Annotated in this window: 10 protein-coding genes; 5 read left to right on the top strand and 5 right to left on the bottom strand. The window is 71.4% G+C overall.

All coding sequences use genetic code 11. The features are described from left to right. Window positions 1-7 precede the first annotated feature (7 nt). The 4 genes from cydB (at window position 8) to ACH4D5_RS13685 (ending at window position 7,762) form a co-directional block, all read left to right on the top strand. Window positions 8-1,012: a cytochrome d ubiquinol oxidase subunit II gene (gene cydB / locus ACH4D5_RS13700; RefSeq protein WP_398301753.1), complete on the top strand. Its 1,005-nt coding sequence runs from the start codon at window positions 8-10 to the stop codon at window positions 1,010-1,012. Between the two features lie 120 nt (window positions 1,013-1,132). Further along, entirely contained in the window at window positions 1,133-4,663 is a 3,531-nt protein-coding gene (cydD, locus tag ACH4D5_RS13695; RefSeq protein WP_398301751.1) for a thiol reductant ABC exporter subunit CydD, read from the top strand. 149 nt (window positions 4,664-4,812) lie between these two features. Continuing rightward, window positions 4,813-6,549, top strand: a complete 1,737-nt coding sequence (locus ACH4D5_RS13690) for a GAF domain-containing sensor histidine kinase (RefSeq protein WP_398301749.1) — start codon at window positions 4,813-4,815, stop codon at window positions 6,547-6,549. A 139-nt stretch (window positions 6,550-6,688) separates the two neighbouring features. Next, complete coding sequence (locus ACH4D5_RS13685; RefSeq protein WP_398301747.1) at window positions 6,689-7,762, top strand: murein hydrolase activator EnvC family protein; 1,074 nt, start codon at window positions 6,689-6,691, stop codon at window positions 7,760-7,762. A gap of 49 nt (window positions 7,763-7,811) precedes the next feature. On the opposite strand, the gene ACH4D5_RS13680 is transcribed toward ACH4D5_RS13685, so the two are convergent. Beyond that, window positions 7,812-8,720 carry a Cof-type HAD-IIB family hydrolase gene (locus tag ACH4D5_RS13680; RefSeq protein WP_398301745.1) on the bottom strand — a complete coding sequence of 303 codons (909 nt, stop codon included), beginning with the start codon at window positions 8,718-8,720 and terminating at the stop codon, window positions 7,812-7,814. A 128-nt stretch (window positions 8,721-8,848) separates the two neighbouring features. On the opposite strand from ACH4D5_RS13680, the gene ACH4D5_RS13675 reads away from it, so the two are divergent. Beyond that, entirely contained in the window at window positions 8,849-9,760 is a 912-nt protein-coding gene (locus ACH4D5_RS13675) for an LLM class flavin-dependent oxidoreductase (RefSeq protein WP_398301743.1), read from the top strand. 174 nt (window positions 9,761-9,934) lie between these two features. On the opposite strand, the gene ACH4D5_RS13670 is transcribed toward ACH4D5_RS13675, so the two are convergent. The 4 genes from ACH4D5_RS13670 to ACH4D5_RS13655 are packed head-to-tail and all read right to left on the bottom strand — an operon-like array spanning window position 9,935 to window position 14,448. Further along, window positions 9,935-10,867: a MerR family transcriptional regulator gene (locus tag ACH4D5_RS13670; protein ID WP_398301741.1), complete on the bottom strand. Its 933-nt coding sequence runs from the start codon at window positions 10,865-10,867 to the stop codon at window positions 9,935-9,937. A gap of 46 nt (window positions 10,868-10,913) precedes the next feature. Further along, a complete protein-coding gene (locus ACH4D5_RS13665; RefSeq protein ID WP_398301739.1) occupies window positions 10,914-11,822 on the bottom strand; it encodes a metal-dependent hydrolase in 909 nt (302 codons plus the stop codon). Beyond that, complete coding sequence (locus tag ACH4D5_RS13660; protein ID WP_398301737.1) at window positions 11,819-13,600, bottom strand: SDR family oxidoreductase; 1,782 nt, start codon at window positions 13,598-13,600, stop codon at window positions 11,819-11,821. Before ACH4D5_RS13660 ends, ACH4D5_RS13665 begins: the two co-directional genes overlap by 4 nt. Beyond that, window positions 13,597-14,448, bottom strand: a complete 852-nt coding sequence (locus ACH4D5_RS13655; RefSeq protein ID WP_398301735.1) for a M24 family metallopeptidase — start codon at window positions 14,446-14,448, stop codon at window positions 13,597-13,599. Before ACH4D5_RS13655 ends, ACH4D5_RS13660 begins: the two co-directional genes overlap by 4 nt. Window positions 14,449-14,644 lie beyond the last annotated feature (196 nt).

Raw genomic sequence — 14,644 nt, 5'->3', positions numbered from 1 at the left:
AGCGGACATGGAACTTCACGACGTCTGGTTCGTACTGATCGCGGTCCTGTGGATCGGCTACTTCTTCCTGGAGGGCTTCGACTTCGGGATAGGCATCCTGACCAAGCTGCTCGCCCGGGACCGGGTCGAGAAGCGGGTCCTCATCAACACCATCGGCCCCGTCTGGGACGGCAACGAAGTGTGGCTGCTCACGGCGGGCGGTGCGACCTTCGCCGCCTTCCCCGAGTGGTACGCGACGCTCTTCTCCGGCTTCTACCTGCCGCTCCTGATCATCCTGATCTGCCTGATCGTCCGCGGTGTCGCCTTCGAGTACCGCGCCAAGCGGCCCGAGGAGCGCTGGCAGACCAACTGGGAGCACGCGATCTTCTGGACCTCGCTGATCCCGGCGCTGCTGTGGGGCGTCGCCTTCGGCAACATCGTGCGCGGCGTGAAGATCGACGCCCACAAGGAGTACGTGGGCGGCTTCGTGGACCTGCTCAACCCGTACGCGCTTCTCGGCGGCCTGGTCACCCTGACGCTGTTCACCTTCCACGGCGCGGTGTTCGCCTCGCTCAAGACGGTGGGCGACATCCGGGTGCGCGCGCGGAAGACGGCGCTGGGCCTGGGGCTCGTCACGGCCGTGCTCGCGCTCGGGTTCCTGCTCTGGACGCAGGCCGACAAGGGTGACGGCAAGAGCCTGGTCGCGATGGTCGTGGCCGTGGTCGCCCTGGTCGGCGCCATCGTGGCCATCAAGATCGGGCGCGAGGGGTGGTCGTTCGCACTGTCCGGCATCACGATCGCGGCGGCCGTCGCGATGCTCTTCCTGACGCTCTTCCCGAACGTCATGCCGTCGTCGCTGAACGAGGAGTGGAGCCTCACGGTCACCAACGCCTCGTCGAGTCCGTACACCCTGAAGATCATGACGTGGTGCGCGGGCATCGCGACGCCTGTCGTGCTGCTCTACCAGTCCTGGACGTACTGGGTGTTCCGCAAGCGGATCGGGACGCAGCACATCGCGGATGCCGCGCACTGAGCCCGTTCTTCAGCTGCCGTTCTCGAGTGCTCGTGCTCCAGTGCCCGTTCTCCAGAGTCCGTCGGAGGGTGTGTTTCACGTGAAACACGTTCTCCAAGCCCGCCGGAGGGTGTGTTTCACGTGAAACCGATAGACCCGCGCCTGCTTCGGTACGCCCGCGCCACGCGCTTCTTCCTCGTCGCGGTCGTGGTGCTGGGGCTGGCCGGGGCGGGCCTGGTCGTCGGCCAGGCGATGCTCATCGCCGAGATCGTGGTGGGTGCCTTCCAGGAAGGCCTCTCCGTAGGCGATCTGGGCACTCCCCTGGTGTTGCTCGCCGTGGTCGCGGCGGGGCGTGGGCTGGTCTCCTGGCTGACCGAGCTCGCCGCGCACCGGGCGAGCGCGGCGGTCAAGTCCGAGCTGCGGGGGCGGCTGCTGGAGCGGGCGGGCGCGCTCGGGCCCGGGTGGCTCGGAGGTCAGCGCACCGGATCGCTGATCTCTCTCGCCACCCGTGGTGTGGACGCGCTCGACGACTACTTCTCGCGCTATCTGCCGCAGCTGGGGCTCGCGGTGGTGGTGCCGGTGGCGGTGCTGGCCCGCATCGTCACCGAGGACTGGGTGTCGGCGGCGATCATCGTCGTGACGCTGCCCCTGATACCGATCTTCATGATCCTGATCGGCTGGGCCACACAGAACCGCATGGACCGTCAATGGCGCCTCCTCTCGCGCCTCTCGGGCCACTTCCTCGACGTGGTGGCGGGCCTGCCGACGCTGAAGGTGTTCGGCCGTGCCAAGGCGCAGGCCGAGTCGATACGCAAGATCACCGGCGAGTACCGGCAGGCCACGATGCGGACGCTGCGCATTGCCTTCCTGTCGTCGTTCGCCCTGGAGCTGCTCGCGACGATTTCGGTCGCGCTGGTCGCGGTGACCATCGGCATGCGACTGGTCCACGGTGAGATGGAGCTGTACGACGGTCTCGTCGTCCTCGTCCTCGCACCCGAGGCCTACCTTCCGCTGCGGCAGGTCGGCGCGCAGTACCACGCGGCGGCGGAGGGGCTCTCGGCCGCCGAGGAGATCTTCGAGGTCTTGGAGACACCGGTGCCGGCCGCCGGGACGGGGGCGGCGCCTTCGGGTGTGCTGAGCGTGGAAGGCGTGACGGTCCGGTACCCGGGGCGTGCGTCGGACGCCGTCTCCGGGGCGTCCTTCGAGGTGGCGCCCGGGGAGACCGTGGCGCTCGTCGGGGCGAGCGGGGCTGGCAAGTCGACGCTGCTCAACGTGGTGCTCGGGTTCGTCCCGCCCACCGAGGGACGGGTGCGGGTCGGGGGCGTCGACTTGGCGGACGTCTCGCCGGAACGCTGGCGCGAGCGGATCGCGTGGGTGCCGCAGCGGCCGCACCTCTTCGCCGGGTCCATCGCGGAGAACGTACGGCTCGCGCGGCCGGATGCGGACGACGCGCAGCTGCGGGAGGCCCTGCGCGAGGCGGGTGCCCTGGAGTTCGTGGACGCGCTGCCCGCCGGGGTGCGGACCGTGCTGGGGGAGGACGGCGCCGGGCTCTCCGCCGGGCAGCGGCAACGCCTCGCGCTGGCGCGGGCGTTCCTCGCCGACCGGCCCGTGGTCCTGCTCGACGAGCCGACGGCGGCGCTGGACGGCGGCACCGAGGCGGAGGTCGTCGAGGCGGTTCGCCGGCTCGCCGTCGGCCGGACCGTGCTGCTGGTCGTGCATCGGCCGGCACTGCTGTCCGTCGCCGACCGCGTCGTACGGCTGGACGCCGCCGAGGCTTCCCGGTCCCGGGGCGCGTATCCGGCCGCTGCTCACAGGCAGGGGGGCGCGGCTGCCCCTGCCGGGAGCGATGGCGATGTGGCCGGTGGGCCGGTGGTGCCGGAGTCCCTGGAAGAGAGTGTCCGCCCGGGACTCCGGCGTACGGGCGGAGTGCTGGGCCGGGTCCGGGACGCGGCGCAGGCCCGGCGAGGGCAGTTGGCGTTGGCGCTGCTCCTGGGCAGCCTCGCGCTCGCGAGCGCCGTGGGGTTGATGGCGACCTCCGGGTGGCTGATATCGCGGGCCTCGGAGCAGCCCCCGGTGATGTACCTGATGATCGCCGTGACGGCGACCCGCGCCTTCGGTATCGGCCGTGCCGTCTTCCGGTACGCCGAGCGGCTCGTCTCGCACGACGCCGTGCTGCGGATGCTCGCCGACACCCGGGTCGCCGTCTACCGGCGCCTGGAACGGCTCTCCCCGGCCGGTCTGCGCGGGGCCCGGCGCGGCGACCTCCTCTCCCGTCTGGTCGCCGACGTCGACGCCTTGCAGGATTACTGGCTGCGCTGGCTGCTCCCCGCGTCCGCCGCGGCCGTCGTCGGCGCCGGAGCCGTCGGCTTCACCGCGTGGCTGCTGCCCGAGGCGGGCGCCGTGCTCGCCGCGGGGCTGCTCGCGGCGGGGGTCGGCGTGCCGCTCGTGAGCGGCGCCGTGGCCCGGCGCGCGGAGCGGAAGCTGGCTCCCGCGCGCGGGGTGCTCGCCACCCGCGTGGCCGATCTCCTCACCGGGACCGCCGAGTTGACCGTCGCCGGCGCGCTGAAGCGTCGTACGGCCAAGGCCGCGGAGGCCGACGCCGAGCTGACCCGGATCGCCTCCCGGGGCGCCACCGCCACCGCGCTCGGCGACGGCCTCGGGGCCCTGGTCACCGGGCTCACCGTGGCCGCCGCCGCGCTCGTCGGCGTGCAGGCGGTCCACGACGGGCGGCTGAGCGGCGTGGCCCTCGCCGCAGTCGTCCTCACCCCGCTCGCCGCCTTCGAAGCGGTGATGGGGCTGCCGCTCGCCGTGCAGTACCGCCAGCGGGTCAGGAAGAGCGCCGAGCGGGTCTACGAGGTCCTCGACGCACCCGTGCCGGTCCCCGAGCCCGCCGTGCCCGCAGAGGCCCCCCGTACGCCTTTCCCGCTGCGCGTCGAAGGGCTGGGGGCCCGCTACGAAGGGCAGTCCGCCGACGCGCCCGCGCTCGCCAGCGTCGACCTGACGCTGGACCGGGGGCGGCGGATCGCCGTGGTCGGCCCGTCCGGGTCCGGCAAGACGACGCTCGCGCAGGTGCTGCTGCGGTTCCTCGGAGCGTCCGAAGGGACGTACACGCTCGGCGGCACGGACGCGACCGCGCTGGACGGCGACACGGTGCGCGGCATGGTCGGGCTGTGCGCCCAGGACGCCCACATCTTCGACAGCTCGGTGCGCGAGAACCTGCTGCTCGCCAAGAAGGACGCCACCGACGCGGAGTTGCGTGACGCCCTGGAGCGTGCGCGGCTCGACGGCTGGGTCGCCTCCCTGCCCGACGGGCTCGACACGCTCGTCGGGGAGCACGGGGCCCGCCTCTCCGGAGGACAGCGACAGCGCCTGGCGCTGGCCCGCGCTCTGCTCGCCGACTTCCCCGTCCTCGTCCTGGACGAGCCCGCCGAACACCTGGACCTGCCGACCGCCGACGCCCTGACCGCCGACCTGCTGACCGCGACCGAGGGGCGCACGACGCTGCTCATCACGCACCGGCTTGCCGGGCTCGACGCCGTGGACGAGGTGCTCGTGCTGGACGGCGGACGAGTGGTGCAGCGCGGCACGTACGCGGAGCTCGCGGCGGAGGAGGGGCCGCTGCGGCGGATGCTGGAGGTGGAGCGGGCGGCGGATCTGTTGGTGGCGGGGTGAGAGCGGCGGGCCCGCTGGTGGCGGCGGGGTTGAGGGCGCGGGCCCGCTGGTGGTGGCGGATTCCGGGGTGCCCCGGGCGCGGACGACATCGGCGGTGGCCGGGCGGCCTCGACTTTCCCCTGTAAATCGGACTTACTAGGCTCAAAGGCATGTCAGCACCCTCGGCCTCCGCCGACTCCCCGCTCCCCGACGGCACACCGGACTCGGTGCGGGCGGCGGCGCGGGCGAGCCGCACCCTCCAAGGGCTCTCGCCGGAGCTGACGTCCCGGGTGCCGCAACTGCTCGAGGCCATGCGGTCGGTCGGCACTGGACTCGAACTGCACACCACTCTGGACCGCATCTGCGAGACCGCCGCCGAGCTCGCGGACGCCCGCTACGCCGCGATCGGTGTCGTCGCCGAGGACGGCAAGGGACTCTCCGACTTCGTTTACCACGGCATCGACGAGGAGACCGCCGAGAGGATCGGGCACCTGCCCGACGGCCACAAAGGGCTCCTGGGCGCGCTCATCCACCAGCCGAGGACGCTGCGCCTGCCCGACCTCTCCGTGGACCCGCGCTCCTGCGGCTTCCCGCGCCACCACCCGCCGATGCGGACCTTCCTCGGCGTCCCCATCCGCGTCCAGGGCGAGATCTTCGGCAACCTCTATCTGACGGAGAAGCGGGACGGGGCCGAGTTCAACGACTACGACGTGCACATGGTCCGCGTCCTCGCGACGGAGGCCGGCATCGCCATCGGGAACGCACGCCTCTACGAAGCCGCCAAGCAGCGCGAACGCTGGATCGACGGCTCCGTGGCGGTCACCACCGCCCTGCTGGCTGGCAGCGACGCGGAGGAGGCGCTCACGGTCGTCGCGGAGCAGGCCAGGCACCTCGCAGACTCCGCCGCGGGCATCGTGCTGCTGCCCGACGAGGAGGGCGGCATGGAGATCGTCGCGGTCTCCTCGGACGAACCGACCGGCGCGCTCGGCATGATCGTCCCTCCGGAGAGCCGCATCGTCGCCGAACTCCTCGAAGGAGAGTCCGTGTTCATCGACGACGCGGCGAGCGACCCGCGCGTCATGACCGAGCTCGCCCGCGCCTACGGCCCCGTCATGATGCTGCCGCTGCAGAGCGACGGCCGGGTCCTCGGCACGCTCGTGACGCCCCGCGCGCGCGGGGCACGCCCTTTCAGCGAGGCCGAGCGGACCCTGGCCGCCCAGTTCGCCTCGCAGGCCGCGCTCGCGCTGATGATGGCCGAGGCCCAGCGGGACCGGGAGCGGCTCGCGGTGTACGAGGACCGCGACCGGATCGCCAGGGACCTGCACGACCTCGTCATCCAGCGCCTGTTCGCCACCGGGATGATGCTGGAGAGCGCCCAGCGCAGGTCGGTCGTCCCGGAGGTGCAGGTCGGTGTCGGCAGGGCGGTCGACGAACTGGACGTGACGATCCAGGAGATCCGCACGGCGATCTTCGCGCTTCAGCAGGGCCCCGCCGAAGCCCCGTCGGGGCTGCGCACCCGCGTCCTGCGCGAGATCAACATGGCCGCCGTCCCCCTCGGCTTCAAGCCCTCGCACCACTTCGTGGGGCCGGTTGACACGGTGGTCGGCGAACTGACCGGAAAGAACCTCATCGCCGCGCTGCGGGAGGCCCTGTCCAACGCGTTCCGGCACGCGCACGCGGCCCGCATCGACGTCGTGGTCGACTCGACGGTGGTCCTCCCGGACGGGCAGCAGGGCGTACGTCTGACCGTCGCCGACGACGGCGTGGGCATCGCGGAGGGCGGTCGGCGCAGTGGCCTGAGGAACCTCAAGCGGCGCGCGGAGTCGCTCGGCGGCGACAGTTGGTACGGGCCCGGGATCGGTGAGGACGGGGGCGGTACGACGGTGGTGTGGGAGGCACCGTACTGACCGCGCCGGAGTGGTCTGTTCGGCGGTGGTGGAAGGGGTCTGTTCGGCGGTATACGCCTGGTCCTTACGGGGCATCGCGCACCCCGAGTGCCCGCGTCGCGCAGGATCCGCGCCGTCGCGGCGGGCAACGATCCGTGACATGTGTTCGAGCCGTCGCCATCGCCGCCGCGTGCGCCGTCGCCGCCTGCCACATCCGCTCCTGCGGGCGCTGGTGCCGGTGCTGCTGTGCGCGCTGCTCGGACCCGTGCCGCCCGCCGCGGGCTCCGAGGGGCCGAGCGCGAGCGCCGACGTGGCACGGCTTTACGAAGAGGCCTCCGCCGCGACCGCCCGCTACGAAGAGGGCCGCCGGGCAGCCGGCATCCAGAAGAAGAAGGTCCGGAAACTGGACCGACTCCTCGCCAAGGAGCGGCGCCACGTGGCGGTGCTCCATGACGACCTCGGCAGGATGGCCAGCGCCCAGTACCGCACCGGCGGAGGTCTCCCCTACACGGCGCAGCTGCTCCTCGCCGACAGCCCCGACGCCGTGATGCGCGGCAGACGCGCCTTGTGGCACGCCGACCTGGCCGTCAACAGTGCCGTCACCAAGACCCGCCGGGCGGTGGCCGGTCTCGCCGCCGCCAAGGACAGGGCAGACCGTGCCAGACGCTCGCTGGTTCGGCGCACCGCACGCCTGGCGAAGCTGAAGCGCGGCATCGAGCGGAAGCTGGAGACGGCGCGGTGGACCCTCCAGGGCGAGGCCGACCGGTCGGCCGCGGCTGGGAAGTGCCGCGGTGCCGTACGCCTGCACCAGCGGAGAAAGCCCGTCACGCGCGCGTGGGTCACGCCCGTGGAGACGTACGAACTCTCCGCGGGCTTCGACAGCGTCGGTGGCCGCTGGTCCGGCCGGCACACCGGGCAGGACTTCGCGGTCGATATCGGGGCGCCCGTGCGGTCGGTGGGGGCGGGCCGGGTGGAGAGCGTGTCGTGCGGCGGGGGTTTCGGCATCGAGGTCGTGGTGCGGCACAAGGGCGGGTACTTCACGCAGTACGCGCACCTCGCGGCCGTCACCGTCGACCAGGGGGACCGCGTGCGCACCGGCCAGTGGGTCGGTCAGGCCGGCACGACCGGCAACTCGACCGGGCCGCACCTGCACTTCGAGACGCGGCTCACGCCGCACCTGGGCTCGGGGGTCGACCCACGGAAGTGGCTGGCCAGGCGAGGCGTCAGGCTCTAGCGCTCCACCGGGCTCCGGCGCTCCACCGGGCTCCGGCGATCCGCAGGATCTAGCGCTCCGCCAGGATCTGCTCGATCACGACCGCCACGCCGTCGTCGTTGTTGGCGACCGTGCGTCCGGAGGCCGCGGCGATGACGTCCGGGTGGGCGTTGCCCATCGCGTACGACGTACCCGCCCAGGCGAGCATCTCGATGTCGTTGGGCATGTCTCCGAAGGCGACGACTTCCGCCGGGGTGATGCCGCGCTCGGCACAGCACAGCTCCAGGGTGCTGGCCTTGGAGACGCCGGGGCCACTGATCTCCAGGAGAGCGCTGGGGCTGGAACGGGTGACGGTGGCCCGGTCGCCGATGGCCGCGCGGGCGAGCACCAGGAACTCGTCGGGGGCGAGCCCCGGGTGGAAGGCGAGGACCTTCAGGACGGGCTGCACGGCGACAGCGGAGTCCGCCAGGGTCTCCGCCAGCAGCTTCTCGGCCGGCGCGACGCTTTCACCCGGCTCCATGTGCAGCGGTGGATACGTCTCCTCGTGGTGGAGGCCCCCGGTCCGCTCGATCGCGAAGGACGTGCCCGGGGCCGCGGCGCGCAGCCTGCGGACGACGTCGAGGGCGCACTCCCGCGCCAGCTCGCGGATCTTGACGAAGCTGTGGGTGCCGGGTCCGCCGTGCAGGTCGACCACCGCGGCGCCGTTGCCGCAGATGGCGAGGCCGTGACCGTGGACGTGGGCGCTGACGACGTCCATCCAGCGGGCCGGGCGGCCGGTCACGAAGAAGACCTCGATGCCCGCCTCCTCGGCGGCCGCGAGCGCGGCGACCGTACGGTCCGAGACGGTCTTGTCGTCGCGCAGCAGGGTGCCGTCCAGGTCCGTCGCGATCAGCCGGGGCCGTGGTCGCGGCGCGGCCGGGCCGTCGGCTGCCGGTGCGGTGGAAGCCGGGGTCTGGGGCCCTGGGGTAGCTGAGGTCACGTCGTCGATTGTCCCGCATATGCGTGCACGGCCGTGCGGTGGGGTGCACATTTGAGTGCGGCCCACTCACATCCGAGCGCAGCTCATCCCACGTCCCGCCCCGTCAGCCCCGCCGTAAGCTCTGATACATGAGTTTGCGCCTGAGCACCGTGATACTTCCCGTACGACGCTGGCAGGAGGGCGGCCGCGACCAGTGGTTGCGGGCCGAGGAGCTCGGCTTCCACACCGCGTACACGTACGACCACCTGGCCTGGCGCACCTTCCGCGACGGCCCGTGGTTCGGCGCGGTGCCCACGCTGACCGCCGCCGCGTCGGCCACCGAGCGGCTGCGCCTGGGGACGCTCGTCACGTCGCCCAACTTCCGGCACCCGGTGACGCTCGCCAAGGAACTCATATCGCTCGACGACATCTCCGGCGGCCGGATCACCCTCGGCATCGGCGCCGGTGGCAACGGTTTCGACGCCACGACGCTGCTGAAGAGCGGCGAGGAGCCCTGGACGCCGCGGGAGCGCGCCGACAGGTTCGGCGAGTTCGTGCCGCTGCTCGACCGGCTGCTGACCGAGGACTCGGTGACGTACGAGGGGACCTTCTACTCGGCGCTGGAGGCCCGCAACATCCCGGGCTGCGTACAGCGGCCCAGGCTGCCCTTCGCCGTCGCGGCCACCGGTCCGCGCGGTCTGAAGCTCGCGGCCCGGCACGGGCAGGCGTGGGTGACCACGGGGGACCCGAAGCTCTTCGAGGCCGGCACGCCCGAGCAGTCCCGGGAGGCGATCCGGAACCAGGTCGACAAGCTCGGCAAGGCCTGCGCGGACATCGGCCGGGACGTGGCCGAGCTGGACAAGATCCTGCTGACCGGCTTCACCCCTGACCGGAACCGTCCGCTGGAGTCCCTCGACGCCTTCGTGGACTTCGCCGGCCGCCACCAGGAGCTCGGCTTCACCGAGCTCGCGATCCACTGGCCGATCCCCGGCTCCGACTTCGCCGCGGACCAGGCCGTGTTCGAGCAGATCGCCACGGAGGCTGTCCGCCAGCTCGGCTGACAGCCGTCGGGGGCACGCAGTCTCGGCGGTCAGCTTTCCGCGCACTTGGCGATCAGTTTCCCGCGCACTCCAGCTTCGGCCATCAGCTTTTCATCGACGGATTTCGGTCCGAAGGTTTGATCCACAGCCAAGTCAAGTTATCCACAGGCTAGTTGGCGATTCTGTGGACAACTCCTAAGCGATAGGCGGCATTTGACCAATACGCCCAGTATCGTCACTAGTTGAGGCCAAGGCGTCCAACGTCCGCTTCTGCACCTCCCTTTCGGCGGCCGCCGCGATGAACGCCGCCGCGTTCTCCACGCCAACCAGGGCCTGCACGGCCCGCATTGTGGAACCGGGCACCGACACCACCTGGGGCTCATCTGCCCGAGGCGGCGGTTCACCGGTGTCAAGGTGCTGCCGAAGGTGCCGGGTGGCGAACAGACGCATGGCACGCGCGAGTTCGGCGTCGACCGACTGCTGGGCAAGCGGCCTGAGTCTTCGCACGAGCTCCGCGGCCTCGGCCGCGTCCGCCTCGGTCGGCGGGCGATGACCGAGATAGCGGGCGAAGACGTGCTCCGTCGTGAACTCCAGGAAACGGGACGCTATGTGCTCGACCTGCCCCCTCAACTCCCGCAAATGGCCGGATATCGCCGACAACGGAACGCCCGCGGCGTGCAACTCGACTGCCACCGCCAGCTCTTGGGGGCTCGGCACCAGGAACTCGTCCTCGCGCCCCGGCACCGGTTCGAGCACGCCGAGGGCGACCGCGTCGGCCACCGCCGCCTCGTCCGACGTACCGCCGAAGGCCGCGTCGAGCTCCGCACGGGTGATCCGGTCGGCCTTCTCGTCCGTCCACGGGCCGTCGACCTCTGCGGCGAGGCCAAGCACCCCGCCGAGGCCCCTGCCGGCGTCCCAGGCCTCCAGGAGCTCCTTGATGGAGGCCAGGGTGTACCCGCGGTCGAGCAGGTCCGCGATCTGCCGCAGCCGTGCCAGGTGCGCGTCCCCGTACACATTGGACCGGCCGCGCCGCTCCGGGCGGGGAAGCAGCCCCCGGTCCTGATAGGCGCGGATCGTGCGGACCGTGGCACCGCTGTGGTGCGCCAGGTCCTCGATGCGGTACTCCACGCTGCCCGTCCTCCGTGATGACTTGCCGGGGCCCGCGCCGGGGTCCCTAGGCAGTGGCTGCCCGGCCGATCGCGCCCGCCGCCGCCCGTGCCGCGGGCGACTGCGCCAGATACTCGACGGCCTTGCGCAACGAGCCCTCCTGCGAGGGATGGTACGACCGCCGCAGATAGCGGGGTATGGCCGTGCCGAGCTCGCGCCAGGTGGGCAGCAGCCCCTTGCGGACCGCCCTGTTGTGCTCGGCCAGTGAGTACCGCAGGCGGCCCGCGAGTCGGGGATCGTGGCGGATCAGATAGGCCGTGCCCCAGATCCACAGGTACAGCATCACGGGCGCCGTGACCGTCATGCCCGCGACCCGGCGGGCGTACCGGGGCAGGCCCCGCCCACCGCAGTGCTGGAACATGTCGAAGGCGACCGCGCGGTGCTCGACCTCCTCCGCACCGTGCCAGCGCAGCAGGTCGAGCATCACCTCGTCGGACCCGGCGCGGTCGAGGCCCTCCGCGTGCAGGACCCAGTTCCCCAGGACCGCCGTGAACTGCTCGATCGCAGCGATGATCGACAGCCGGAAACGCAGCCACTCCCGCGTCGATACCGGCAGCCCCAACGGCGGCTTCTCACCGAGGAGTTTCTCGAAGAGGAAGTCCACGTACCGGGTGAAGTCGGCGGTGTCGAGGTGCTGCGCCGCCAGGTGGTCGAGCACATGCGCGTGCTGCACGCTGTGCGTGGCCTCCTGGCCCATGAACCCCTTGACGTCGCCCCGCAGCACCGGATCGGTGATCAGGGGCAGGCCTTCCTTGAAGACCTTCACGAACCACCGCTCCCCCGCGGGGAGAAGCAGATGCAGGACGTTGATGACGTGGGTGGCCGTCGGCTCGTCCGGTATCCAGTGCAGCGGTGTCCCGTCCCAGTCGAACGAGACCCGCCGCGGAACGATTGCGTAGTGCTCCTCCGTGCTCACAACGGCGGCTCCAATCGGGCTATCGCGCGCAGGGCCTTGGGGCTGAGGCGGGACATGAAGCGAGCACCGCGGGCCTCGGGAGTGACCGGAACCACCGCCTGGTTCTTGACGACGGCGTGCAGGATCGCGTCGGCGACCTTCTCCGGCGGGTAGTTGCGCAGGCCGTACAGCCGGGCGGACTTCTTCTGGCGGTGCTTCTCCTCGTCGGGCCCGACACCGACGAAACGGGACGTCGTCGTGATGTTCGTGTTCACGAAGCCCGGGCAGATCGCGGAGACGCCGATGCCCTGGTCCGCGAGCTCCGCGCGCAGGCACTCGCTGAGCATCAGGACGGCCGCCTTGGAGGTGCTGTAGGCGGGGAGGGTCTTCGAGGGCTGATAGGCGGCCGCCGACGCCGTGTTGACGATGTGGCCGCCCTGGCCGCGCTCGGCCATCCGCTTGCCGAAGAGCCGGCAGCCGTGGATCACGCCCCACAGGTTGACGTCGAGGACCTTCTTCCAGTCCTCCCCGGTGGTGTCGAGGAAGGAGCCGGCGAGGCCTATGCCGGCGTTGTTCACCAGGACGTCCACCACGCCGTACTCCGTGGCGACGCGCTCGGCGAGCTTCTCCATGGACTGCTCGTCGGAGACGTCGACCGTCTCTCCCCAGGCGTCCGGGGCGCCGATCAGGCGGGACATCTCCGCCGTGCGGGCGGCGCTCTCCGCGTCCCGGTCGACGGCCACCACGCGCGCGCCCGCCTCGGCGAACGCGAAGGCGGTGGCCCGCCCGATGCCGCTGCCCGCTCCGGTGACCAGGACGAGCCGGCCGGCGAACCGGTCGGCGTACTTCCCGGTGGCCGCGCTGCTCTGCGCGGGCAGGCCGTCTTCGTTCGCCGTGACGAAGTCGCTGATCCAGGCCGACAGTTGGTCAGGGCGGGTGCGCGGCACCCAGTGCTTGGCCGTCAGGGTGCGGCGGATCAGCTGGGGGGCCCACAGCTCCAACTCGTCGTAGAGCCGCTCGGAGAGGAAGGCGTCTTCGGAGGGCGTGATGAGCTGCACGGGCGCGTGCGCGTACGCGTCGGAGCGGGGCCTGCGCAGCCTCGCGCGGATGTTGTCGCGGTAGAGCCAGGCGCCGTGCGCGGCGTCCTGGGGCAGCGACGGCGTCGGATAGTCGCCCGCCGGGACCTTCTCGACGCGCTGGAGGATCTTCGGCCACTGCTTGCCGAGCGGGCCACGCCAGGCGAGCTCGGGGAGCGCGGGGGTGTGCAGCATGTACACGTACCAGGACTTGGCGCCCTGGCCGAGCAGCTGGCCGACCTTGCGGGGCGTGGGCCTGGAGATGCGGTTCTTGATCCAGTGGCCGAAGTGGTCGAGCGACGGGCCCGACATCGACGTGAAGGACGCGATGCGGCCCTCCGTCCGCTTGACCGTGACGAACTCCCAGGACTGCACCGAGCCCCAGTCGTGCCCGACCACGTGCACCGGCTTGTCCGGGCTGACCGCGTCGATGACCGCCACGAAGTCGTCGGTCAGCTTCTCCAGGGTGAAGCCGCCGCGCAGCGGACGAGGCGCGGTCGACCTGCCGTGTCCGCGGACGTCGTACAGCACGACGTGGAAGCGGTCCGCGAGGCGCTCGGCGACCTCGGACCACACCTCCTTGGAGTCCGGATATCCGTGCACCAGCAGGACCGTGGGCCGGTCGGGGTCGCCGAGCTCGGCGACGCACAGCTCCACTCCGCCCGTGCGCACCCACCGCTCGCGCGCGTCCTTCATCTTCGCGGGGACTGCTCCGGTCGTCATGCGGCGGCCCTCTCCTCAGCCCAGCGCCGCACATGCGGCAGGTCGTCGTCCAGCCAGAACGCGCTCTGTTCGGGGTCCTTGGAGTCGGTGACGACCAGGATCTCCTCGAATTTCGCGCCCGTACCCCGGAAACCGAGGTGGGGTTCGACCGCCCAGAGCCCCTCCCGGGGCGGGTGGTCGGAGAATTTGTAGGGCGACCACAGCGGGGACCAGCCGTCCCGGTGGCCGCGGAGGGCGTCGCTCGCCAGTCCCTTCAGCGACTGGGTGCCGAACCCGAAGAGGTGCGGGGTCAGCCGGCGCTCCTTGACCCGGTCGACCTTGTGCGCGATGACGCCGAAGGGATAGGCGCGATGGCGGTTGGCATAGCCCTGGCGGACCATGAGCCGGTCCACGTCCTCATAGATCTCCCGGAGCGGGCGGCGCTCGCGCACCTCGCGCAGGATCAGCTCGCGGTGCGCCTCCAGATCGGCGAGGAGCTTGTCGTGCACGGGGTTGAGACCGAGGCAGCCGGAATAGCCGATGTCGGCCGTGAATCCCTTGTACACCGGGGCCATGTCGAGGATGAAGGGCATCCCCGGCTCCAGCTTGCGGTTGGTCGGGAAGAACTGCAGCGGCACCCGGAAGTTCACGAACGCCGTGCGGTCCCCGAACCAGGCGAACGGCAGGTGGAACCAGTCCCGCACACCTCGCTCGCGCAGCCACTCGCGCTGCATCCGCGCGGCCTCGCGCTCCGTCACACCCGGCTTGAGCTGTGCCGCGACCGCCTCCGCGCAGGCATACGCGAGGGTCTGCACTTCTCTGAACCCCCGCAGTTCCGCGGAGAGTTCACCTGCCACTGCTGAGGTCATGCCACCGTCCGTCCCGAGTCCGGTCCACCCGTGTCCGGTCCATCGCCGTACGCGGTCGTAACTTGACACTGATGAATGTGACAATGCCCGGCGGCTACGTCAATAGTTCCGTCCGACCCTGCGGGACAGGTCCGGGAGATCCCCCAGGGGGCGACTTCCGGACGACCCCTACGGGCCCGTAATACTCCAGAGTGAG

Origin of the sequence: Streptomyces sp. NPDC018029 (genome assembly GCF_044327655.1) — a bacterium.
Taxonomy (GTDB): domain Bacteria; phylum Actinomycetota; class Actinomycetes; order Streptomycetales; family Streptomycetaceae; genus Streptomyces.
This window is presented reverse-complemented; position numbering and strand designations above follow the sequence as displayed.